The organism is Enterobacter sp. HK-058-C-ECC (assembly GCF_047531125.1).
Lineage (GTDB): Bacteria > Pseudomonadota > Gammaproteobacteria > Enterobacterales > Enterobacteriaceae > Enterobacter > Enterobacter quasiroggenkampii.
In genome coordinates this window covers 1-21,703 of record NZ_JBLKCH010000024.1, presented here as the reverse complement: position 1 = coordinate 21,703, position 21,703 = coordinate 1, and the positions used below count along the sequence as shown (strand labels likewise).

The following is a 21,703-nucleotide window of genomic DNA, read 5'->3' as shown; positions in this document are numbered from 1 at the left end:
CAGCACGCTGGCCGCCTTGAGCGCTTCCTGACCCTCGAAGTCAAACCCGCGCAGCACGATCTGGCGGTTGTAGCGCATCATCTCCTGGTCGCTCAGCTCCACCGTCATGTCAGCCTCCAAAAAGGTGGTTAAAGCGCTCGACCTCAACCCATTCGCCGGCTTCCACGTTGCCGCGCTCGCGCTCCAGCACGATGAAGCAGTTGCCCAGACTGAAGGAGCTGAAAATGTGCGAGCCCTGATGTCCGGTGGTGCTCACTTCGAGCTCGCCGTCCCCACCGCGGGTCAGAATGCCGCGCTGGAAATCGAGACGGCCCGGTGATTTTTTCAACCGCGTGGCAGCACGCACGCGCACGCGTTCCGGCAGCGGGCTGGCCTTGTTGCCGGAAAGCTTCGCCAGCAGCGGGATCGCCAGCTGGTAGAAGGTGAGTGCCGCCGAGACCGGGTTGCCCGGCAGGCCGCAGAACCAGCTGTGTGAAAGCTTGCCAAACGCGAACGGCTTGCCCGGCTTGATCGCCAGCTTCCAGAAGGCGATTTCACCCAGCTCTTCAAGAAGGGTTTTGGTGTAATCCGCTTCGCCCACGGAGACGCCGCCGGAACTGATGACCACGTCGGCGGATTTATCCGCCTCGATAAACGCCGCGCGCAGTTTTTCCGGATCGTCAGGAATGATGCCGAGGTTAATCACCTCGCAGCCCAGCTGCTCCAGCATCAGGTGTACCGCCAGGCGGTTGGTGTCGTAAATCTGGCCGTCCTGCAGCGGCTGGCCCGGAAGCTGCAGCTCGTCGCCGGTGGAGAAAACGGCGACGCGCACTTTACGGATCACGTCGATATCCGCGATGCCGAGCGAGGCCAGCACCGGCAGCTCCGCCACCGTCAGCTTTTGCCCGGCGGCAAAGACCGTCGCGCCGAGGGTAATGTCTTCGCCCGTGCGACGGATGTTCTGGCCCGCTTTGACGCTGGCGGTAAAACGCACGCCGTCGTCGGTCTGTTCGGTCTCTTCCTGCATCACCACGGCGTCGCAGCCTGGCGGAACCGGCGCGCCGGTCATGATGCGCACGCAGGTGCCCGCAGGCCATTCGCCGCTAAACGGCTGACCCGCAAAGGCTTTACCCGCCACCGGCAGGGCGTTACCCGTCTGGAGATCCGCCAGGCGTACCGCGTAACCGTCCATCGCGGAGTTATCAAACCCCGGCACGTTGAGCGGAGAGACGATATCGCGTGCGGCAATACGGCCAAAACAGCGCACGAGGGGCAGCGTCTCAACGTCATGCAGCGGGGAAACTCGGTCAAGCATCTGCGTGAGTGCCGTCTCAAGCGGCATCAGTCCGGCGGTAAAATCCATGGTGGGCTCCTGCGGAGTAACAACGAAAGCGTCCATTATGGCAGAAAAGTGCGGCTAACTGTATGACCGAAGGGTGCACGCTTTACATCACTGTTACGTCTTTCTATATTCAAAAATCATCTGAAGTTTCGTCGACGATAATGATATTTATAGAAAAAGCCGCAAAACAGGCTAACGGGTGATGCGAATGGTTAAGGCGGTAATCGCAATTCATGGCGGGGCCGGGGCAATCACCCGTGCACAGCTCACTTCTGAGCAGGAAAAACGCTACATCGACGCGCTGTACGCCATTGTGGAAACGGGCCAGAAAATGCTGGAAGCGGGCGAGAGCGCGCTGGATGTGGTCACCGAGGCGGTGCGTCTGCTGGAAGAGTGCCCGTTATTTAATGCGGGGATTGGTTCGGTCTTTACCCGGGATGAAACGCACGAGCTGGATGCCTGCGTCATGGACGGTATCACCCTGAAAGCGGGGGCCGTGGCAGGCGTCAGCCACCTGCGTAACCCGGTGCTGGCCGCGCGTCTGGTGATGGAAGAGAGCCCGCACGTGCTGCTGACGGGCGCGGGGGCGGAGAGGTTTGCCTTCGAACACGGAATGGAGCCGGTCTCGCCTGACCTGTTTTCCACGGAAGCCCGCTATCAGCAGCTGCTGGACGCCCGTTCGGCGGGCATGACGCAGCTTGATCATACTGCGCCGCTGGATGAGCGCAGCAAAATGGGCACGGTGGGCGCGGTGGCGCTGGATAAAGCCGGGAATCTCGCGGCGGCAACCTCCACGGGCGGGATGACCAACAAGCTGCCCGGACGCGTGGGTGATAGCCCGCTGCCTGGCGCGGGTTGCTATGCCAATAACGCGACGGCGGCGGTGTCGTGTACCGGCACCGGAGAAGTGTTTATCCGCGCTCTCGCGGCCTATGACATTACCGCGCTGATGGATTACGGCGGCTTAAGCCTGAGCGAGGCCTGCGAGCGCGTGGTGATGGAAAAATTACCTGCCCTGGGCGGCATCGGCGGCCTCATTGCGGTGGATCGTGAGGGCAACGTGGCCCTGCCGTTCAACAGTGAAGGCATGTACCGCGCCTGGGGCTATGCCGGCGATGAGCCGAGCACGGGGATCTATCGTGAATAAGGGGGCAGCGCGTGCCGCACAGTGAAGAGCTGGACAACCGCGAAGTGCTGGCTGTCCATCAGCTGAATATTGCGTTTCAGGAAGAGCGGCAGTTCATCCCCGCAGTACAGAATTTATCGTTCACGCTCAGGCGCGGCGAGACGCTGGCGATTGTTGGCGAGTCCGGCTCTGGGAAATCGGTCACCGCGCTGGCGCTGATGCGCCTGCTGGAACAGACGGGCGGTCAAATCAGCAGCGAGAAAATGCTGCTGCGCCGCCGTAACCGCCAGGTCATTGATTTAAACGAGCTGAGCGGCGCGCAGATGCAGGGCGTGCGCGGGGCGGATATTGCGATGATCTTCCAGGAGCCGATGACCTCCCTGAACCCGGTGTTCCCGGTGGGGGAACAAATTGCCGAGTCCATCCGCCTGCATCAGGGGCTGAGCGGTGATGAGGCGCTCAGGGAAGCCAGACGCATGCTGGAGCTGGTACGCATTCCGGAGGCGCAGGCCATTCTCGGCCGCTACCCGCATCAGCTTTCCGGTGGCATGCGCCAGCGGGTGATGATCGCCATGGCGCTCTCGTGCCGTCCGGCGGTGCTGATTGCCGATGAGCCGACGACGGCGCTGGACGTGACGATTCAGGCGCAGATCCTGCAGCTCATCAACGTGCTGCAGCAGGAGATGGAGATGGGGGTGATCTTTATCACCCACGATATGGGCGTGGTCGCCGATATCGCCGATCGCGTACTGGTGATGCACAAGGGCAGCGCGGTCGAAACCGGCACGGTTGAGCAGATTTTTCACGCGCCCGCGCATCCCTACACCAAAGCGCTGCTGGCGGCGGTTCCGCGTCTTGGGGCGATGAACGGCAGCGATCTGCCGCGTCGTTTTCCGCTGATTTCCCTGGCGGCGTCTGAGCCGCAGGAGGAGGAACGCGAGCAGGACACCGTGGTGCCGGGCAAGCCCATTCTGGAAGTGCGCAATCTGGTCACGCGTTTTCCGCTGCGTAGCGGTGTACTGAACAGGGTGAAGCGCGAAGTGCACGCGGTGGAAAACGTCAGCTTCGATCTCTGGCCGGGCGAAACGCTGGCGCTGGTGGGGGAGTCCGGCTGCGGTAAATCCACGACCGGGCGCGCGTTGCTCCGTCTGGTGGCCTCTCAGGAGGGCAGCATTACCTTTAACGGCGAGCGCATTGATACCCTTCCGGACAGCAGGCTGCAGGCGGTGCGGCGGGATATTCAGTTTATTTTCCAGGATCCGTATGCCTCCCTCGATCCGCGCCATACGGTGGGGTATTCGATCATGGAGCCGCTGCGGGTGCATAACCTGCTCGACGGCGAGGCGGCGCAGCGTCGCGTCGCCTGGCTGCTGGAGCGCGTTGGCCTGAAGCCGGAACACGCCTGGCGTTATCCGCACGAGTTTTCCGGCGGACAGCGGCAGCGTATCTGCATCGCCCGCGCGCTGGCGCTGAACCCGAAAGTGGTGATTGCGGATGAATCCGTCTCGGCGCTGGATGTCTCTATCCGGGCGCAAATCATCAATCTGTTGCTGGATTTACAGCGGGATATGGGGATCGCCTTCCTGTTTATCTCGCACGACATGGCAGTGGTTGAGCGCATCAGCCATCGGGTGGCGGTGATGTTTATGGGGCAAATTGTGGAAATCGGTCCGCGAAGAGCGGTGTTCGAGAACCCACAGCACCCGTATACCCGCAAGCTCATCGCGGCGGTCCCGGTCGCCGATCCGGCGCATCGTCACGGCCAGCGCGTGCTGCTGCAGGATGAAATGCCGAGCAATATTCGTAAACGCGGCGAGGCCGTAGAGCGCGTGGCGTTGCGTGAGGTCGGGCCGGGTCATTTCGTGGCTCCCCCGCGTCAGGACAATGCTTTTTCGCGGTTATAACTTTCAACAGGCAGGAGAACATAATGGTTACATTTGTAGCGCGTAGATGGTTGTTAGCCGCGAGCGTGACGGCAGCCCTGGCCGCTGCCCCCGCGTTCGCTGCCAAAGATGTGGTGGTCGCTGTCGGCTCTAACTTCACGACGTTGGATCCGTATGACGCTAACGACACGCTCTCCCAGGCGGTGGCGAAATCGTTCTACCAGGGCCTGTTTGGCCTGGATAAAGAGATGAAGCTTAAAAACGTGCTGGCGGAGGGGTACACCGTTTCGGATGACGGGCTGGTGTACACCATTAAGCTCAAAACCGGGGTGAAGTTCCAGGACGGCACCGACTTTAATGCAGACGCGGTGAAGGTTAACCTCGATCGCGCCAGCAATCCTGAAAACAGCCTTAAGCGTTATAACCTCTATAAAAACATCGCCAAAACCGAGGTGGTTGACCCGACGACGGTAAAAATCACCCTGAAAGAGCCGTTCTCTGCGTTTATCAATATTCTGGCGCATCCGGCGACGGCAATGATTTCCCCTGCCGCGCTGAAGAAATACGGCAAGGAGATCGGCTTCCACCCGGTCGGTACCGGTCCGTACGAGCTGGTCACCTGGAACCAGACCGATTTTGTGAAGGTGAAGAAATATGCGGGATACTGGCAGAAAGGGCTGCCGAAGCTGGACACCATCACCTGGCGCCCGGTGGTGGACAACAACACCCGTGCCGCGATGCTGCAAACCGGCGAGGCGCAGTTTGCCTTCCCTGTGCCGTATGAGCAGGCCGCCATTCTGGAGAAAAACAGCAAGCTGGAGCTGGTCGCCAGCCCGTCGATCATGCAGCGCTACATCAGCATGAACGTTACGCAAAAGCCGTTCGATAACCCGAAGGTGCGCGAAGCCATTAACTATGCCATTAACCGTCAGGCGCTGGTGAAGGTCGCTTTTGCGGGCTACGCCACCCCGGCCACCGGCGTGCTGCCGCCGGCTATCGCGTATGCGCAAATCTATCAGCCGTGGCCGTACGATCCGGCTAAAGCGCGCGAGTTGCTGAAAGAGGCGGGCTATCCGAACGGCTTTAGCACCACGCTGTGGTCGTCGCATAATCACAGTACCGCCCAGAAGGTGCTGCAGTTCACCCAGCAGCAGCTGGCGCAGGTGGGTATCAAGGCGCAGGTGACCGCGATGGATGCCGGACAGCGTGCGGCAGAGGTCGAGGGGAAAGGGCAGAAAGAGAGCGGCGTGCGGATGTTCTACACCGGCTGGTCGGCCTCGACCGGTGAAGCCGACTGGGCGCTCTCGCCGCTGTTTGCCTCGCAGAACTGGCCGCCAACCCTGTTCAATACCGCGTTCTACAGCAACCCGCAGGTGGACAAAGACCTTGCCGATGCGCTGAAAACCACCAAACCGGAGGAGAAAGCACGCCTCTACAAGGACGCGCAGGACATCATCTGGAAAGAGTCGCCGTGGGTGCCGCTGGTGGTGGAGAAACTGGTGTCAGCCCATAACAAAGCGTTGACCGGGTTCTACATCATGCCGGATACGGGCTTTAGCTTTGACGATGCGGATTTAAAATAACGCCCATGCTGAACTATGTTTGTAAACGCCTGCTGGGGCTTATCCCGACGCTGTTGATTGTGGCGGTGCTGGTGTTTTTGTTTGTCCATATGCTGCCGGGCGATCCGGCGCGTCTGGTTGCCGGGCCCGAAGCGGATGCCACGGTCATTGAGCTGGTGCGTAAACAGCTGGGTCTTGACCAGCCGCTTTATATGCAGTTTCTGCACTATATTGGCAACGTTCTGCAGGGTGACTTTGGCATCTCGATGGTCTCGCGTCGTCCGGTGTCGGAGGAGATCGCCAGCCGCTTTATGCCCACGTTCTGGTTAACGATAGCCAGCATGAGCTGGGCCGTGGTGTTCGGACTTGGCGCCGGGATTGTGGCGTCCGTCTGGCGTAACCGCTGGCCGGACAAGCTCGGCATGGCGCTGGCGGTGACCGGCATCTCCTTCCCGGCGTTCGCGCTGGGAATGCTGCTGATGCAGATCTTTTCCGTTGAGCTGGGCTGGCTGCCCACCGTCGGGGCCGATACCTGGAAGCATTACATTCTGCCCTCGATGACGCTGGGGGCTGCCGTGTCGGCGGTGATGGCCCGCTTTACCCGCGCCTCGTTCGTTGACGTGCTGAGCGAAGATTATATTCGCACCGCGCGGGCGAAAGGGGTCAGCGAGAAGTGGGTCATCCTCAAGCACGGGTTCCGCAATGCGATGATCCCGGTCGTGACGATGATGGGGCTTCAGTTTGGCTTCCTGCTGGGCGGCTCTATCGTGGTGGAAAAGGTCTTCAACTGGCCGGGGCTGGGACGTCTGCTGGTCGATTCCGTCGAGATGCGCGACTACCCGGTGATCCAGGCGGAAGTGCTGCTTTTCTCGCTGGAGTTTATTCTTATCAACTTAGTGGTGGACGTGCTCTACGCTGCCATTAACCCGGCCATCAGGTATAAGTAAGATGCGATTGTTGAACTGGCGACGTCAGGCCGTTTTAAACGCCATGCCGGGGCTAAAACCGGACCACATCCGCACCCCGTGGTCTGAATTCTGGCGGCGTTTCCGCCGTCAGCCGGTCGCGATGACGGCGGGGCTGTTCGTGCTGCTGCTGATTGTGGTGGCGATCGTGGCGCCGTGGGTGGCGCCGTTTGATGCGGAAAATTATTTTGACTACGACCGCCTGAACGACGGGCCCTCGATGCTCCACTGGTTCGGCGTGGATTCCCTCGGGCGGGATATCTTTAGCCGGGTACTGGTAGGGGCGCAGATCTCGCTCGCCGCCGGGGTGTTCGCGGTGCTGATCGGCGCGGCCATCGGGATCGTGCTGGGGCTGGTTGCCGGGTATTACGAAGGCTGGTGGGACCGCATCATCATGCGCATCTGCGACGTGCTGTTTGCCTTCCCCGGCATTCTGCTGGCAATTGCCGTGGTGGCGATCATGGGCAGCGGCATGGCCAACGTCATCATCGCGGTCGCGGTGTTTTCGATTCCGGCCTTTGCCCGCCTGGTGCGCGGCAACACGCTGGTGCTGAAACAGCAGACCTTTATCGAGTCGGCCCGCAGTATGGGGGCCAGCGATGCGACCATCCTCTTCAGCCATATTCTGCCGGGGACGGTGTCGTCCATCGTGGTCTATTTCACCATGCGTATCGGCGTGTCGATTATCTCGGCGGCCAGCCTGTCGTTTCTGGGGTTAGGAGCACAGCCTCCGACGCCGGAGTGGGGCGCGATGCTGAACGAGGCGAGGGCCGATATGGTGATTGCGCCGCACGTGGCGATTTTCCCGAGCCTGGCGATTTTCCTGACCGTGCTGGCGTTTAACCTGTTAGGTGACGGGCTGCGCGACGCGCTGGATCCGAGGATAAAGGGGTAGTGCAGTGAAATGTGCCGGGTGGCGGCTACGCCTTACCCGGCCTACAAAAGCGGAGTGGGGCGATTAAACCCGGCTACCCCACAGGTCATATTCGTCGGCGTTTTCAACCTTCACGCGAATAATATCACCCGGCTTAACGTTGGTTTCGCCATTCAGGTACACCGCACCGTCGATTTCAGGGGCGTCCGCCATGCTGCGGCCAATCGCGCCTTCTTCGTCCACTTCGTCGATGATAACCATGATTTCACGGCCCACTTTCTCCTGCAGACGCTCGGCAGAGATCTGCTGCTGCAACTGCATGAAGCGGTTCCAGCGCTCCTCTTTCACCTCTTCCGGCACCTGGTCCGCCAGCTCGTTGGCGGTTGCGCCTTCCACCGGGCTGTACTTGAAGCAGCCTACGCGGTCCAGACGCGCTTCTTTCAGGAAGTCGAGCAGCATCTGGAAGTCTTCTTCGGTTTCACCCGGGAAGCCGACGATAAAGGTGGAGCGCAGGGTCAGGTCCGGGCAGATCTCACGCCACTGCTTGATGCGCGCCAGCTGGCGGTCAACGGAGCCAGGGCGCTTCATCAGCTTCAGGATACGCGGGCTCGCGTGCTGCAGCGGGATGTCCAGGTACGGCAGAATCTTGCCTTCCGCCATCAGCGGGATGACGTCGTCAACGTGCGGGTACGGATAGACGTAGTGCAGACGCGTCCAGATACCGAGTTTAGACAGCTGCTCGCACAGGCCCACCATGCTGGTTTTCACCGGCTCGCCATTGTGGAAACCGGAGCGGTGCTTCACGTCCACGCCGTAGGCAGAGGTATCCTGGGAGATGACCAGCAACTCCTTCACGCCCGCGTCGGCCAGACGTTTGGCTTCAGCAAGCACTTCGCCAATGGGACGGCTCACCAGATCGCCACGCATGGACGGGATGATGCAGAAGGTGCAGCGATGGTTACAGCCTTCGGAAATCTTCAGGTACGCGTAGTGGCGCGGCGTCAGCTTCACGCCCTGTTCCGGCACCAGGCTCAGGAACGGGTTGTGTTTTGGTTTTGGCACGTAGTGATGAACATGTTGCAGCACCTGCTCGTAGCTGTGCGGGCCGGTGATCTCCAGCACCTTAGGGTGCACTTCGCGGATCTGGTCTTCTTTCGCGCCCAGACAGCCGGTCACGATCACTTTGCCGTTTTCGGTCAGCGCTTCACCGATGGCTTCCAGTGACTCCTGGACCGCGCTGTCGATAAACCCGCAGGTGTTAACAATCACCATATCGGCGTTGTCGTAGCTTGGCACCACGTCATAGCCCTCGGTGCGCAGTTCGGTCAGGATGCGTTCTGAATCCACCAGGTTTTTCGGGCAGCCCAGGGAGACGAAGCCGATTTTCGGCTGGTGCGTAACATTGCTCATAGGTTAAAAATTCATCAATTATGGAGTTATCAGGGCGGGATTTTACAGCGTATCGCGGGGGATTTATACACTCTTTGCAAGGCGGATGCGTCGGGCCGAGGTTGTAACATTGTAAATAATGTTAATCAGTTAATAAAAATTGATCCCAGGCATTAAACTGTACAAAAAATGTACTTATCCTGACTATGCACCATGGCTGACAGAGGAGGAAAGAGCATGACCGTTGACAGACTAAAACGCGATCTGCTGAACAAGCTGATCAACGCCCGAATCGACCTGGCCGCGTACCTGCAGTTGAGGAAGGCAAAAGGGTATATGTCAGTCAGCGAAAGCGAACATCTGCGTGATAACCTGTTTGAACTGTGTAATTTCATGCGTGAAAAAGCACCGACCCTGAAGGCGAACGGCGGCGAAAGCGAAGAAATCGCGCTGCGCCGCGCCACCGAAGTGCTCTCCATCGCAGGGGTGTGTCTGATGAACGGACGCCACGACTGCCCGAACTTTATCGCCGTAAACGCGGAGAAGCTTGAAAACTGCCTGACAACGCTCTCTCTATGCATCATGTGTCTGAACGAGCACAAACAGCTCGAACAACACTGATCCCGGGGGAGGCAACTCCCCCTTCAGCTTAAGCTTTTGTAAAAGTGATAACGCGCCCGGACGCAGTGGCTAATCTTTATGCCATATGCCGATAAAGGAGCGCGTTATGCCTCGATCCTCGCTGATTTCCCTGCCTGCGTTATTTATTTCGTTTTCACTTCTTGCTGCGCCAGAGGCAGTGAAGGTCGAGGTGCTGCAAAACAGACTCGATCACCCCTGGTCCCTGGCGTTCCTGCCGGATAATGACGGGCTGCTGGTGACCCTGAAGGGCGGTCAGCTCAAACGCTGGCAGGCCGGAAAAGGGCTCTCCGATCCGATTGTCGGCGTACCGAAGGTCTGGGCAAACGGTCAGGGAGGATTGCTGGATGTGGTATTGGCGCCGGATTTTGAGAAGTCGCGCCGCGTCTGGCTGAGCTACGCCGAGGCCGGGCATGACGGCAAAGCCGGAACGGCGGTGGGCTATGGCCGTCTGAGCGACGACTATTCCCGCATCGAAGGATTCCAGGTGGCGTTCCGTCAGATGCCGAAACTCTCAACTGGTAACCATTTTGGCGGGCGGATGGTGTTCGACGGTAAAGGCTCTCTCTTTATTGGACTCGGCGAGAACAATCAGCGTCCGACGGCGCAGGATCTGGATAAATTGCAGGGTAAAGTGGTGCGCCTCACCGAAGACGGGAAAGTCCCGTCGGATAACCCCTTCGTGAATACCCCCGGTGCGCGACCCGAAATCTGGTCTTACGGCATTCGCAACCCGCAGGGGATGGCGATGAACCCCTGGAGCGACACGCTGTGGCTGAACGAGCATGGCCCGCGCGGCGGGGATGAGATCAACATTCCGGAGAAAGGTAAGAACTACGGCTGGCCGCTGGCCACGCACGGCATTAACTACAGCGGCCTGAAAATCCCGGAAGCCAAAGGCGAGCACGTTGAGGGCACCGAGAAGCCGCTGTTCGTCTGGAAAGTCTCACCCGCGGTGAGCGGCATGGCGTTTTACAACAGTGACGTCTTCCCGCAGTGGAAAAACAAGCTGTTTATCGGCGCACTGAAGGAGAAGGACGTGATCGTGCTGAGCGTGGAGGGAAACAAGGTGACGGAGGACGGGCGCATTCTGGGCGACCGGGATCAGCGTATTCGCGACGTGCGGGTGGGGCCGGATGGGTATCTGTATGTCCTGACCGACGAGACGGACGGGCAACTGTTGAAAGTCAGCCCGTCCGGCGCGTAATCAGGTGACCGGGATCATCACGACGTTACGGTAAGCCGGGCGATCGCTCAGCTGTTTAAGCCAGCGCTCAAGGTGAGGGCGCGGCGTCCACTTCAGGCCCATGTTGGTCAGGTTCCAGACGAATGGCGCCACGGCGATATCGCCTGTACCGAACGCCTCGCCGGAGAACCAGGCGTGCTTCGCCAGCTCGTCATCCATCATCGCAAACAGATTTTCGCAGGCATCCTGCGCGGCGTGAATCGCAGGATAGTCGCGTTCAGCTTCCGGCGTGCGGATAAGCCCCATCAGGATCACGCGGTGGGTTGGGGACAGCGTCTGGTTTGCCCAGTCCATCCACTTTTCGCCCTGAGCGCGCCGGGCGGGATTCTCAACCCACAGGCGGCCCTGACCGTACTGGGCGGCGAGGTAACGCACAATGGTGTTGGACTCCCAAAGCGTCGCGTCTGTTTCATCATCGCGCAGCAGCGGCACCAGGCCATTCGGGTTCATGGCCAGATAGTCGGCCTCTTTGTTCACGCCGAACGCCATGCCAGCCATGATTTGATTGAACGGTAAATCCAGCTCTTCCAGCGTCCAGAGCACTTTCTTAACGTTGGTCGAATTATTCCTGCCCCACAGCGTAATCATATTTACTCCCGATGAGATGTGAATCCGAGTCAGCCTTTCGCCATGGTGAGATAAACCTAACAATTACGCAACAGAAGACAAAAAAATCGTCTTAATCAAAGCGTATCTGAATGTTATTGCATAAACTTTAATAACTTTACCCTCGTTGGGTTTCTTTAACGGTTTTAGTGCGCTATTACTCATCGCTTCTTGCGACACGGTGATGTGACGTAATTTTTGAATGGACACTCGGGTGGCATTTATGACGCGTAAAATGACTTCTCTGCGCAGCCTGGCGGCAGGCTCTGCGCTTCTTTTCCTGTTTGCACCAACGCTCTACGCAGCTGAACAGGCTGCGCCCGAAGCGCCGCCAGTGGATGCGCGCGCCTGGATCCTGATGGACTACGCCAGCGGTAAAGTGCTGGCGGAAGGGAATGCGGATGAGAAACTCGATCCGGCAAGCCTGACCAAAATCATGACCAGCTATGTGGTGGGCCAGGCGCTGAAAGCGGGCAAGATCAAGCTGGACGATATGGTGACCATCGGGAAGGACGCGTGGGCCACCGGCAACCCGGCGCTGCGGGGTTCTTCCGTGATGTTCCTGAAGCCTGGCGATCAGGTTTCCGTTTCCGATCTGAATAAAGGGGTGATTATTCAGTCGGGAAATGATGCGTGCATCGCGCTGGCCGACTACGTTGCCGGCAGCCAGGATTCTTTCATTGGTTTGATGAATGGCTACGCGCAAAAGCTGGGCCTGACCAATACAACCTTTAAAACCGTTCATGGTCTGGATGCGCCGGGTCAGTTCAGCACCGCACGCGACATGGCGCTGCTGGGGAAAGCGCTGATCCACGATGTGCCGGATGAATACGCCATCCACAAAGAGAAAGAGTTTACCTTCAACAAAATTCGCCAGCCGAACCGCAACCGACTGCTGTGGAGCAGCAACGTCAATGTGGACGGGATGAAAACCGGCACCACGGCGGGGGCAGGCTACAACCTGGTGGCTTCCGCGACGCAGGGCGACATGCGCCTGATTTCAGTGGTGCTGGGCACCAAAACCGACCGCATTCGCTTTAACGAATCCGAAAAACTGCTGACCTGGGGTTTCCGCTTCTATGAAACCGTGACGCCGATTAAGCCGGATGCCACGTTCGTCAGCCAGCGCGTCTGGTTTGGTGACAAGAGCGAAGTGAACCTGGGCGCGGGTGAGGCGGGCTCGGTGACCATTCCGCGCGGCCAGCTGAAAAACCTGAAGGCCAGCTACACCCTGACTGACCCGCAGCTTACGGCTCCGCTGAAAAAGGGCCAGGTGGTCGGGACGATTGATTTCCAGCTTAACGGTAAGTCGATTGAACAGCGTCCGCTGATTGTGATGGAAGCGGTGGAAGAGGGCGGCTTCTTCAGCCGGATGTGGGATTTCGTGATGATGAAATTCCACGGGTGGTTTGGCAGCTGGTTTAGCTAAGTTTTTTGCCGGGTGGCGCTGCGCTTACCCGGCCTACGTTCGAGCCGTTGTAGGCCGGGTAAGGCGAAGCCGCCACCCGGCATAACCTCAATACATTAACTTCACCTGCTGCGCCTTCGCGTGGGCCACAATCTCGTCGTCCGGGCGGCAATCGCTGACGATGGCATCGAACTGCGCCAGCTCGCCCATTCTTGCCGAACGTACCTTACCAAACTTGCTGTGATCGACCACCAGCACATGATACTGCGCGGCGCTTAACGCCCAGTGCTTTACCGGCAGCTCTTCCAGATTAAAGCAGGTTGCGCCCTGGCGCACATTAACGCCGGCGGCGGAATAAAACGCGATATCCGGGCAGAGATTGCTGAGCGTGTCCTGCAGGTTGAGCGGCTTAAAGATCGCGTTGCTGGCGTGAAACTCACCGCCGCAGAGGATCACCCGGCACTCGGGTTTCTCCTGAAGCGCCAGAAAGGTGTTCAGGGAGTAGCACACGGCAGTGAAAGGGATGCTGCTGTCGATGGCTTCGATAATCCACGGCGTGGTGGTACCGCAGTCAAAAAACAGCGTCTGGTGCGGCTGTACCAGTGAGGCCGCAAGCCGCGCGGCTTTGCGTTTCTCCTCCACCAGGCGTGTCTTCTGGTCGCTGATCAGATAATGGCTGGCGCTGCGTGGCTCAAGCACAATGTATCCGCCCAGCAGCACGACGGGCGCGCTCTCGCTGTTCAGATCCCGACGAATGGTCATCTCTGAGACGCCGAGGAGGTTGGCGGCTTCCTTAAGATGCAGCTTATCGCTGCGCTTCAGCGCCTGAAGCAGCTGAGCAATGCGGTCATCGCGACGTGTTTCCATAGTTCCTCGGGATAAAAAAGTGAACCCCCGCAGGGCGGGGGTTCAAGTGTAACCTGTCAGGTCGGGGTTAGTCACGTATCCAGCCTTTGCGGATCGGGATAGCGAAAATGGCGCGATAGAGGGTAGAGAGCCCGCTATAGAGCGCCTCACCGATAAGGCTCCACAGGATAGCCGCGCTCACGCAGCCAATCAGCCCCACCAGGAAGCCACCCACCATGTCCAGCGGCCAGTGGACGCCCAGATAAACGCGAGACCAGGCGATGGCCACCGCGACCACCATCAGCACCGCACCTGACCACAGGCGATGCCAGAACAGGAAGGCCAGCGCGAAGGTGAAGATCACCGTCCCGTGATCGCTCGGGAAAGAGTCATCCGGCGCATGGTGCAGGAAGGTATAGCCCACGTGGGCAACAAAAGGGCGGGCGTGCGGGAACACATGACCCAGTACGAAGCTCACCAGAACGCTCACGCCCAGCGCCATCGCCACTTTGATCACCAGCTGGCGCTGCGCTTTCACCTGGCTACGAGGTCCCCACAGCCAGAGGATGGCGGCCAGCGCGGGCACGATGCTGATCAGATCTTTTGCCAGAAAGGTGGCAAAGTCGATCATCCACTCGGGCGAGGCCGGGGTGGCATTGATCAGATAGAACAGCTGATAATTCAGATTCTCTAGCATAGCGTTATCACTCTTTAGCAAACCGGGTGGAAACAAGGCCGTAGACCACCACCTGAGAAAACCAGACCCACCACCCAGCCCACAGGTTGTGAGAGAAAAAATGTGCCCCGCGCATGATCTGGCCATAACCCATCACCAGACCTAACACCACGCCCAGCGCAACGAAGCTCCAGGCGAGACGCGGACGCTCGCGCCAGAAGGCAAAAAACAGCCCCATCACCATAAAGCCGCTGGAGGCATGACCGCCGGGGAAACAGCGCCCCGGACCGCTGTCTGCAGGGGCGGCGCTAAACAGGGGATAAGAGACAGCCTTACCGCCATATTCCACCAGGTCCCACGGGCAGCTGTGATGGCTCATGCTTTTCAGCAGGCCCACCACCAGCGCGCCAACGCCCATCAGCAGCGCTGCCGTCACCAGCCTTGTGTTACGCTTGTAAGCGCCGTAAAACAGCGCCACGGCGCCTAAGGCGATGGCGATGTACTTCGCCAGACGATGGTTGAGCAGATCCAGCAGGTGGTCTTTCTGCAGCGGGAAGCTCTGCGTCGCCGCGTCATACCAGAAGCCGGTTACCCATCTGTCGAGCGCTTCATTGCGCGATAGCCACGTAAACACCACGGCAAGGGCTATCAGTATGAAAAGCTGATAACCATAAAAGCGGGCCGGTAAGCGGTAAAGGCGTTTTGTCTTATTTGTCTGTAACTTAGACAATTCTGAACGACTGGAGGTGAGTGCCATAATTTGGGGTCGTTGACGAGTAATGGGGCTATCATAAATCTGTCAAATTAAGGAAACCTTAAACGAAGACGATATGTGCTTTATTTCTGTTTATCCTCGATAAATCACTATCTCGGGCTGCGGCATTTCATTACACTCGTCGCGATTTTGTCATTATAAAGAGATTGCATGTTAAACCGTTCTTCTTCAGGTTCACGTCTGGGTCGTCAGGCGTTGCTTTTCCCTCTGTGTCTGGTGCTCTACGAATTTTCTACCTATATCGGTAACGATATGATCCAGCCCGGGATGCTGGCCGTGGTGGCGCAGTACAACGCCGGAATCGAGTGGGTACCGACCTCCATGACCGCCTATCTGGCCGGCGGCATGTTTTTGCAGTGGCTGTTAGGCCCGCTGTCGGATCGTATTGGCCGTCGTCCGGTGATGCTGACGGGCGTGGTGTGGTTTATCGTCACCTGCCTTGCCACGCTGCTGGCGCAAAACATTGAACAATTTACCCTGCTGCGTTTCCTGCAGGGGGTGAGCCTGTGCTTTATCGGCGCCGTGGGGTATGCCGCCATTCAGGAGTCGTTTGAAGAGGCGGTGTGTATCAAAATTACCGCGCTGATGGCGAACGTGGCGCTGATCGCTCCCTTGCTCGGGCCGCTGGTAGGCGCCGCATGGGTGCATGTTGCGCCGTGGGAAGGGATGTTTGTGCTCTTTGCGGTTCTCGCTGCCATCGCGTTCTTTGGTCTGCACCGGGCAATGCCGGAAACCGCCACCCGCATAGGCGAGAAACTCTCGCTGAAAGAGCTGGGGCGGGATTACAAAGAAGTGCTGAAGAATGGCCGCTTTGTGGCGGGCGCGCTGGCGACCGGGTTCGTTAGCCTGCCGCTGCTGGCGTGGATTGCCCAGTCACCGGTCATTATCATCAGCGGTGAAAAGCTGAGCAGCTACGAGTACGGCCTGTTGCAGGTGCCGATCTTTGGCGCGCTGATTATCGGCAACCTGGTGCTGGCACGTCTGACGTCACGACGCACCGTGCGTTCACTGATTATCATGGGCGGCTGGCCGATTGCCGCAGGGCTGATTCTGGCGGCGGTGGCGACCGTCGCGTCATCACATGCTTACTTATGGATGACGGCAGGACTCAGCATTTACGCCTTCGGGATTGGCGTGGCGAACGCCGGGCTGGTGCGCCTGACGCTGTTTGCCAGCGAGATGAGTAAAGGCACGGTCTCCGCGGCGATGGGGATGCTGCAGATGCTGATTTTTACCGTCGGTATCGAGGTGAGCAAGCATGCCTACGCGATGGGCGGTAACGGGCTGTTCAGTCTGTTTAACCTCGCCAACGGTGTGTTGTGGGTTGGCCTGATGGTGGTGTTCCTGAAAGACAAGCGCGTCGGAAACGCCCTGCAACCTTAACTGTTTATTCCCTCTCCCGGTGGGAGAGGGTTAGGGTGAGGGCACCAGACCGCGCTGTGTTAATTAAACGGTGCCTCCCCATTCAACACCTTCTCAATCACATCCAACACGCCTTCCTCGTTATTATGCGGCGCTTCAAAACGCGCCGCCGCTTTGATATGCGGTCTGGCATTCGCCATCGCAAAGCTGAACCCTGACTGGCGCAGCATCTCCACGTCGTTGCCGCTGTCGCCGAAGGCCACCACGTCGCTGTTCTCTATCCCCCAGCGCTGTTGCAGGATCCGCAGGCCGTTGGCTTTATGCACGCCGGGGATAATCAGGTCGATACTGCCGTGACCGGTGGTGACGGGCACCATGATGTCGCTGAGTTTTTCATGCAGCAGCGCCTGAATACGCGGAATTTCATCATCAGACACGTTAAGCCCAAACTTGAAGAAAATATCGTTCAGGTTGTCGAAATCGCTGACCATTTCCAGACGGTGATAGTACTTCGCCGCGATGGCCTTAAAGGCCTCGTCATAGCACTTGAGCGTGTAGGCGCTGCTCTTCCCGCAGGCGATGATCTCAATGCCCGGCACGTCGTTTAACACGTTCGCGACGGTCTCGAAATGGGCTTTCGACAGTTCACCGTTGAAGACGTCTTCACCCTCACTCACGACCCAGCCGCCGTTTTCGGCGACGAATGAAATTTCATGCGCAATCTCCGGGAAAAAGGAGATCAGCTGGTAGTACTGGTTGCCGCTGGCGACCACGAAGCGAATGCCTTGCGCCTTCATGCGCGCGTACTGCGCCAGAAAGCGCGGGCGATTGTAGGTCTTGGCATCACTCAGGAATGTGCCATCCATGTCGACGGCGATCAGTTTAACGCTCATATCCCTTCTCCAGTGTCGTGTGTTTTGTTTCCGGCTTTGCCACCGCGCGCGCCACCAGCGCCGCGACGATCACCAACCCTAATACCACCAGCATGGCGCTGCGCAGCCCGAAGTGCTCCCCGAGGAAGCCGAGCAGCGGCGGCCCGACCAGGAAGGCGAGATAGCCGGTTGTCGCCACCACGCTGACGCGCGTCGGGGCATCCGGGCCGGTGTCGCTGGCGGCGGAGATGGTCAGCGGGAAGCCGAGGGACGCGCCCAGCCCCCAGAGGATCACCGAGACGCCTGCAATCCAGTCCACATCCACAAAGATAATCATCGCGATACCCAGCCCGCCGAGCAGGGCGCTGGCGCGCACCACCGCCACGCGGCTGTAGCGGTCGATAAACCAGCCGCCGGTGAAGCGCCCGACGGTCATCCCCAGCGTAAACCCGGCGTAGATCAGCGAGCCGGAGGTCGGGCTAAAGCCGTGACCGTCCACCATCAGCAGCGGCAGCCAGTCGTTGGCGGACCCTTCCGCGAACGCCATCGCCAGCACCACCACGCCAATCAGCATCAGCTGATAATCGCGGTAGAAGGGCAGCCCTTTTTCGGCCGAATGCTGTTCATCTGAGGCGTTCTTGCCGGTGCCGTCCGGGATCGCCCGGATGCCGGTCAGAATCGGAATAATGCACACCACCGCCGCCAGCAGGATATGCAGATTCGCGGTCATGCCGAAGGCCGTCAGCGCCATCCCCACGCCCGCCCCGGCCAGCGTGCCGAGGCTGTAAAAGCCGTGCATCATCGGCAGCACGGTTTTGTTCATCTCGCGCTCGACCGCCGCCCCTTCAACGTTTATCGCCACTTCCGCCGAGCCGAAGCTGCCGCCAAACACCGTCAACCCCAGCGCAAACATCACCGGTGAGGCAAACCACAGCGCCACGCTCAGCACCATCATCCCGAACACCGCGAAGCACATGGTGGTGCGGATCACCGCCCGCGTACCGAAGCGCTTCACCAGCCATGCGGAGCAGAGAATGCCGCTCATGGAGCCTATCGACAGGCCGAACAGCACGATGCCCATTTCTGCGGTAGAAACGGACAAAATGTCGCGAATGGCGGGAGTGCGCGTGGCCCAGGAGGCCATCAGCAGACCGGGAATAAAGAAGAACATAAACAGCGCCCACATGCGGAGCTGCAGGGCTTTGCGGGGAGAGGTCAGCGTCATTGGGGTAGCACCAGAAGTACAACAATAGCGACAACACTAGCAAGTTTGTGTACATTTGTACACAAACCAGGTGAGGAATTGATGAGCAGACCACCCAACGATCCGCATCGCCGGGAGAAAATCCTGCAGGCGACGCTCGACACCATTGCTGAACACGGTATTCACGCCGTCACGCACCGTAAAATCGCCACCTGCGCGGGTGTGCCGCTGGGGTCGATGACCTACTATTTCGACGGTATGGAGCCGCTGCTGGAGGAGGCCTTCACGTGGTTTACCCGCCAGATGTCGCAGCAGTACCGGGATTTCTTTGCGGGCGTCACCGGGCCGGAAATGGCGTGCGAATCCATCACTACCCTGATCCACAGCTCGCAGGTGACCACGCCGCACAACATGGCGCTGATGTATCAGCTTTACGCCTTTATGCACCGCAGCGCGGCGCTCAAAACGGTGATGCAGGACTGGATGAAGATGAGCCAGACCACGCTGGAGCAGTGGTTCGACCCGGTTACCACCCGCGCGCTGGATGCGTTTATCGAAGGGATGACGCTGCACTACGTGACTGACCGGACGCCGCTATCCCGGGAGGAGATTCGGGCGATGGTGGGGAGGATTGCGGGCGAGAGCTAGGTTGCGCCCGCGGTCATGTTGACGGTGGTTCCCGTCATTGCGCTTGCCGTATCTGAAGCCAGAAACGCAATCGTGTCTGCTACCTGCGCCAGCGTCGGCAGGCGATGCGTCAGGGTGCTTTGCGCGGCGCCGCCGAGAAATTGCTCAACCGTTATCCCCATCGCCTGCGCCTTGGCGGCGAAAATGGCACCCACATACGAACCCGCCTGCACCGCGTCGGCTATTGCGTGCGAGCGCAGACACAGCACACGAATATTTTGAGTCCCCAGTTCCGCCGCAAGCGCCCGGGTAAAGGCTTCCGTTCCCGCGCAGCCGACGATGTGCCCGAGGTGGCCCGCCATCGTCATGTTTGCGGCGGGGGCGACGACGGTAATTATGGTCCCGCCATGCTCGCCGCCCATGCGGGATGACACGGCTTTCGCAATGCTAAAGTACGCGGCCAGGAAAGGGTCGAAGCCCTGACGGAATTCGCCGAGCGTTAATGCCTCAAGACGTTTGCCCTGATCGTGCATAAAGCCCGTGGCGTTGACGACGATATCAATGCGGGCAAGGTCGGGGAGCGGCGAGGACTCCTCAAGCGCATCGAAAACAAACGTGCGGGCAGAACCGCCCGCGGCGCGAATGCTGCTGGCGGCCTGCTCCAGCCTGGTGTGGGTGCGTGCGGCGAGATACACATCTGCCCCTTCACGCGCCAGAGCGCGCGCAGTTGCGCTGCCGATAGCGCCGCTGCCGCCGAAGATGACGGCGGTTTTGTTTTTAAGACCCATGCCTGCATACCCTCACCAGACTTAACCCTCAAAAGTATGTGCCGGGTTTCGGCGGATGCAACTCAGCCGTTGGGCGGGGTATGCGGTTGGCAGATCTTACCGTGCCATTATCAATGGGTTACTTTTGTGAGATTTTTTTCCCGCAGGCGTCCACCACCGCTTCGCCATCTTCTTTCGTAAATGCCCCTTTCTGCGCATCCGGCAGGATGTCGAGGACGACTTCTGACGGGCGGCACAGGCGGGTGCCCAGCGGTGTGACCACGATCGGACGGTTAATCAGAATCGGGTGTTGCAACATAAACTCGATTAGCTGGTCGTCGGTGAAGCTATCTTCGGCAAGGCCGAGCTGTTCATAGGGCTCCACGTTTTTACGCAGCAGGTCCCGCACCGAAATGCCCATATCGGCAATCAGGGTGGTCAGCGCATCGCGCGACGGCGGGGTTTCCAGATAGAGGATAATCTCTGGCTCCGTGCCGCTGTTGCGGATCATCTCCAGCGTGTTGCGCGAGGTGCCGCAGGCGGGGTTGTGGTAAATGGTGATGTGGTTCATAGCGGTGGCTCATTACAGTGTCAGGGAGAGACGGAGTATTAATACTGCATGTCGTTGTGTAATCGCTAGTTTATCGATTTCAGGCAACAAAAACCATTTGCGCAAATGGATTAATAAAATAATCAATTGCCATTGAATCAATTGGTTAGTGTAATGATGAGAAGTGACGATTACGGTTTATTGCTAACAGCTGTCGTCATTTGAAAGGGATTCTATGGGATGTAAATAAATCATGTTTTGAAGAAAATTGTGCAACATGGTCATAGACCATTAAGGCTACAAAATCGTATTCATCTAAGCAGTATGAATGACAATGATCTTTTACACGAAATTTTTAACGCAATATCTCTAGTTTAATAGCTAAATCCTAACAAAGTTCGGGTAGGCATGTAAAAAAACACACCCAATAATTTACAATGTTATTGGTTTGGAGGATAATTTTTTAATTCTAAGATGGCTTGTGGCGGTTTGTATTGAGAAGATTACTAGGTAGGGATTTAACGTACAGTGAATGGATTTTGTTTTTCCTCTTAATGATTTTTTGTTTTTTTTGTATCAGGAGTATTATAGTGAATATACTTGAATGGCTTTTTTCTACGCTAACGAATATAGCTGCTAATAATAAGGATTTAGTTCAGTTTTTCGTTGCATTTGGTACTGTTGCATCAGTAATGGCTGCACTGTATATCTCAACTAAAAATAATAAAAGAGATACATTTGAACGGAACTTCTCTTTACTTTTGGAACAGCATAACGAGCAATTGAATACGCTTCTTTCGCGAAACGATTTCGGAGGGAAATTATCAGAAGTGTTAGGGTTTGCAGATGATAAAGATCTGATATCGGCAAATGAGCGAATGCATAAATTAGATTCTTATTATGGTAGCTACTTTAGAGTTCTTTATTACTTGCTCAAACATATTGATAAAAATTATTATGGATGCATATTCACTCATAAAAAAAAGAAATTTTATACAAGTATGG

At 58.0% G+C, this 21,703-nt stretch carries 21 protein-coding genes and 1 pseudogene; 11 read left to right on the top strand and 11 right to left on the bottom strand.

All coding sequences use genetic code 11. From position 1 onward, the window contains the following. Together ACMWJS_RS22370 and moeA are read right to left on the bottom strand one after the other, a co-directional pair. Positions 1–108: pseudogene (locus ACMWJS_RS22370) on the bottom strand (molybdopterin-synthase adenylyltransferase MoeB); the annotation flags it as partial. A gap of 1 nt (position 109) precedes the next feature. Continuing rightward, the gene (gene moeA / locus ACMWJS_RS22365) at positions 110–1,342 is read right to left on the bottom strand and encodes a molybdopterin molybdotransferase MoeA (RefSeq protein WP_414747597.1); all 1,233 of its coding nucleotides are present in this window, start codon (positions 1,340–1,342) and stop codon (positions 110–112) included. A 187-nt stretch (positions 1,343–1,529) separates the two neighbouring features. Here moeA and iaaA point away from each other — a divergent pair, with 187 nt between their 5' ends. From iaaA to gsiD, 5 genes are read left to right on the top strand one after another with little or no spacing between them, the layout of a single operon-like run. Continuing rightward, on the top strand, positions 1,530–2,468 hold the full coding sequence (iaaA, locus tag ACMWJS_RS22360; protein ID WP_048027619.1) for a beta-aspartyl-peptidase: 939 nt from the start codon (positions 1,530–1,532) through the stop codon (positions 2,466–2,468). Between the two features lie 11 nt (positions 2,469–2,479). After that, positions 2,480–4,351 carry a glutathione ABC transporter ATP-binding protein GsiA gene (gene gsiA, locus ACMWJS_RS22355; RefSeq protein WP_048027063.1) on the top strand — a complete coding sequence of 624 codons (1,872 nt, stop codon included), beginning with the start codon at positions 2,480–2,482 and terminating at the stop codon, positions 4,349–4,351. A 23-nt stretch (positions 4,352–4,374) separates the two neighbouring features. Then, entirely contained in the window at positions 4,375–5,913 is a 1,539-nt protein-coding gene (gene gsiB, locus ACMWJS_RS22350) for a glutathione ABC transporter substrate-binding protein GsiB (RefSeq protein ID WP_414747596.1), read from the top strand. Between the two features lie 5 nt (positions 5,914–5,918). After that, positions 5,919–6,839 (top strand): glutathione ABC transporter permease GsiC, encoded by a 921-nt coding sequence (gene gsiC, locus ACMWJS_RS22345; RefSeq protein WP_104949039.1) that lies wholly within the window; start codon positions 5,919–5,921, stop codon positions 6,837–6,839. Position 6,840: 1 nt separating this feature from the next. Next, positions 6,841–7,752 (top strand): glutathione ABC transporter permease GsiD, encoded by a 912-nt coding sequence (gene gsiD, locus ACMWJS_RS22340; protein ID WP_021240948.1) that lies wholly within the window; start codon positions 6,841–6,843, stop codon positions 7,750–7,752. 63 nt (positions 7,753–7,815) lie between these two features. Here the strand turns inward: gsiD and rimO are convergent, their stop codons facing one another. Beyond that, on the bottom strand, positions 7,816–9,141 hold the full coding sequence (gene rimO / locus ACMWJS_RS22335; RefSeq protein WP_008501203.1) for a 30S ribosomal protein S12 methylthiotransferase RimO: 1,326 nt from the start codon (positions 9,139–9,141) through the stop codon (positions 7,816–7,818). Positions 9,142–9,357: 216 nt separating this feature from the next. Here rimO and bssR point away from each other — a divergent pair, with 216 nt between their 5' ends. Continuing rightward, the gene (gene bssR / locus ACMWJS_RS22330; protein ID WP_008501204.1) at positions 9,358–9,741 is read left to right on the top strand and encodes a biofilm formation regulator BssR; all 384 of its coding nucleotides are present in this window, start codon (positions 9,358–9,360) and stop codon (positions 9,739–9,741) included. Positions 9,742–9,847: 106 nt separating this feature from the next. Continuing rightward, positions 9,848–10,966, top strand: coding sequence for a PQQ-dependent sugar dehydrogenase (locus ACMWJS_RS22325; protein ID WP_414747595.1), 1,119 nt, complete (start codon positions 9,848–9,850; stop codon positions 10,964–10,966). Here ACMWJS_RS22325 and ACMWJS_RS22320 read toward each other — a convergent pair whose 3' ends face one another. After that, positions 10,967–11,593, bottom strand: coding sequence for a glutathione S-transferase family protein (locus ACMWJS_RS22320; RefSeq protein WP_023326978.1), 627 nt, complete (start codon positions 11,591–11,593; stop codon positions 10,967–10,969). 241 nt (positions 11,594–11,834) lie between these two features. Here ACMWJS_RS22320 and dacC point away from each other — a divergent pair, with 241 nt between their 5' ends. Further along, on the top strand, positions 11,835–13,040 hold the full coding sequence (gene dacC / locus ACMWJS_RS22315) for a serine-type D-Ala-D-Ala carboxypeptidase (RefSeq protein ID WP_008501207.1): 1,206 nt from the start codon (positions 11,835–11,837) through the stop codon (positions 13,038–13,040). Between the two features lie 87 nt (positions 13,041–13,127). Here the strand turns inward: dacC and deoR are convergent, their stop codons facing one another. From deoR to ACMWJS_RS22300, 3 genes are all read right to left on the bottom strand, one after another. Beyond that, positions 13,128–13,886, bottom strand: coding sequence for a DNA-binding transcriptional repressor DeoR (gene deoR, locus ACMWJS_RS22310; protein WP_008503427.1), 759 nt, complete (start codon positions 13,884–13,886; stop codon positions 13,128–13,130). A 67-nt stretch (positions 13,887–13,953) separates the two neighbouring features. Then, positions 13,954–14,562, bottom strand: a complete 609-nt coding sequence (ybjG, locus tag ACMWJS_RS22305) for an undecaprenyl-diphosphate phosphatase (protein WP_069719551.1) — start codon at positions 14,560–14,562, stop codon at positions 13,954–13,956. 7 nt (positions 14,563–14,569) lie between these two features. Continuing rightward, the gene (locus tag ACMWJS_RS22300; RefSeq protein ID WP_334763155.1) at positions 14,570–15,298 is read right to left on the bottom strand and encodes a phosphatase PAP2 family protein; all 729 of its coding nucleotides are present in this window, start codon (positions 15,296–15,298) and stop codon (positions 14,570–14,572) included. A gap of 168 nt (positions 15,299–15,466) precedes the next feature. On the opposite strand from ACMWJS_RS22300, the gene ACMWJS_RS22295 reads away from it, so the two are divergent. Continuing rightward, on the top strand, positions 15,467–16,699 hold the full coding sequence (locus tag ACMWJS_RS22295; protein ID WP_008503430.1) for an MFS transporter: 1,233 nt from the start codon (positions 15,467–15,469) through the stop codon (positions 16,697–16,699). A gap of 59 nt (positions 16,700–16,758) precedes the next feature. Here ACMWJS_RS22295 and ACMWJS_RS22290 read toward each other — a convergent pair whose 3' ends face one another. Then, complete coding sequence (locus ACMWJS_RS22290) at positions 16,759–17,571, bottom strand: Cof-type HAD-IIB family hydrolase (RefSeq protein WP_023617474.1); 813 nt, start codon at positions 17,569–17,571, stop codon at positions 16,759–16,761. Next, complete coding sequence (locus ACMWJS_RS22285; RefSeq protein WP_414747594.1) at positions 17,561–18,775, bottom strand: MFS transporter; 1,215 nt, start codon at positions 18,773–18,775, stop codon at positions 17,561–17,563. Before ACMWJS_RS22285 ends, ACMWJS_RS22290 begins: the two co-directional genes overlap by 11 nt. Positions 18,776–18,856: 81 nt before the next feature. Here ACMWJS_RS22285 and ACMWJS_RS22280 point away from each other — a divergent pair, with 81 nt between their 5' ends. Then, positions 18,857–19,402: a TetR/AcrR family transcriptional regulator gene (locus ACMWJS_RS22280; protein WP_063621261.1), complete on the top strand. Its 546-nt coding sequence runs from the start codon at positions 18,857–18,859 to the stop codon at positions 19,400–19,402. Here ACMWJS_RS22280 and ACMWJS_RS22275 read toward each other — a convergent pair. Continuing rightward, a complete protein-coding gene (locus tag ACMWJS_RS22275; protein ID WP_414747593.1) occupies positions 19,399–20,169 on the bottom strand; it encodes an SDR family NAD(P)-dependent oxidoreductase in 771 nt (256 codons plus the stop codon). The genes ACMWJS_RS22280 and ACMWJS_RS22275 overlap by 4 nt on opposite strands. Positions 20,170–20,287: 118 nt before the next feature. Then, the gene (gene arsC / locus ACMWJS_RS22270; RefSeq protein ID WP_414747592.1) at positions 20,288–20,719 is read right to left on the bottom strand and encodes a glutaredoxin-dependent arsenate reductase; all 432 of its coding nucleotides are present in this window, start codon (positions 20,717–20,719) and stop codon (positions 20,288–20,290) included. 569 nt (positions 20,720–21,288) lie between these two features. On the opposite strand from arsC, the gene ACMWJS_RS22265 reads away from it, so the two are divergent. Continuing rightward, a partial coding sequence (locus ACMWJS_RS22265) for a hypothetical protein (protein ID WP_414747591.1) occupies positions 21,289–21,703 on the top strand: 415 nt, incomplete at its 3' end.

Coding starts and splice junctions, on each gene's coding strand:
- ACMWJS_RS22300 (WP_334763155.1), bottom strand. CDS start 15,298: ATGGCACTCACCTCCAGTCGTTCAGAATTGTCTAAGTTACAGACAAAT.
- ACMWJS_RS22290 (WP_023617474.1), bottom strand. CDS start 17,571: ATGAGCGTTAAACTGATCGCCGTCGACATGGATGGCACATTCCTGAGT.
- moeA (WP_414747597.1), bottom strand. CDS start 1,342: ATGGATTTTACCGCCGGACTGATGCCGCTTGAGACGGCACTCACGCAG.
- iaaA (WP_048027619.1), top strand. CDS start 1,530: ATGGTTAAGGCGGTAATCGCAATTCATGGCGGGGCCGGGGCAATCACC.
- ACMWJS_RS22320 (WP_023326978.1), bottom strand. CDS start 11,593: ATGATTACGCTGTGGGGCAGGAATAATTCGACCAACGTTAAGAAAGTG.
- ACMWJS_RS22280 (WP_063621261.1), top strand. CDS start 18,857: ATGAGCAGACCACCCAACGATCCGCATCGCCGGGAGAAAATCCTGCAG.
- gsiC (WP_104949039.1), top strand. CDS start 5,919: ATGCTGAACTATGTTTGTAAACGCCTGCTGGGGCTTATCCCGACGCTG.
- gsiB (WP_414747596.1), top strand. CDS start 4,375: ATGGTTACATTTGTAGCGCGTAGATGGTTGTTAGCCGCGAGCGTGACG.
- arsC (WP_414747592.1), bottom strand. CDS start 20,719: ATGAACCACATCACCATTTACCACAACCCCGCCTGCGGCACCTCGCGC.
- gsiD (WP_021240948.1), top strand. CDS start 6,841: ATGCGATTGTTGAACTGGCGACGTCAGGCCGTTTTAAACGCCATGCCG.
- bssR (WP_008501204.1), top strand. CDS start 9,358: ATGACCGTTGACAGACTAAAACGCGATCTGCTGAACAAGCTGATCAAC.
- ACMWJS_RS22275 (WP_414747593.1), bottom strand. CDS start 20,169: ATGGGTCTTAAAAACAAAACCGCCGTCATCTTCGGCGGCAGCGGCGCT.
- rimO (WP_008501203.1), bottom strand. CDS start 9,141: ATGAGCAATGTTACGCACCAGCCGAAAATCGGCTTCGTCTCCCTGGGC.
- ACMWJS_RS22295 (WP_008503430.1), top strand. CDS start 15,467: ATGTTAAACCGTTCTTCTTCAGGTTCACGTCTGGGTCGTCAGGCGTTG.
- ACMWJS_RS22325 (WP_414747595.1), top strand. CDS start 9,848: ATGCCTCGATCCTCGCTGATTTCCCTGCCTGCGTTATTTATTTCGTTT.
- ACMWJS_RS22285 (WP_414747594.1), bottom strand. CDS start 18,775: ATGACGCTGACCTCTCCCCGCAAAGCCCTGCAGCTCCGCATGTGGGCG.
- dacC (WP_008501207.1), top strand. CDS start 11,835: ATGACGCGTAAAATGACTTCTCTGCGCAGCCTGGCGGCAGGCTCTGCG.
- ybjG (WP_069719551.1), bottom strand. CDS start 14,562: ATGCTAGAGAATCTGAATTATCAGCTGTTCTATCTGATCAATGCCACC.
- deoR (WP_008503427.1), bottom strand. CDS start 13,886: ATGGAAACACGTCGCGATGACCGCATTGCTCAGCTGCTTCAGGCGCTG.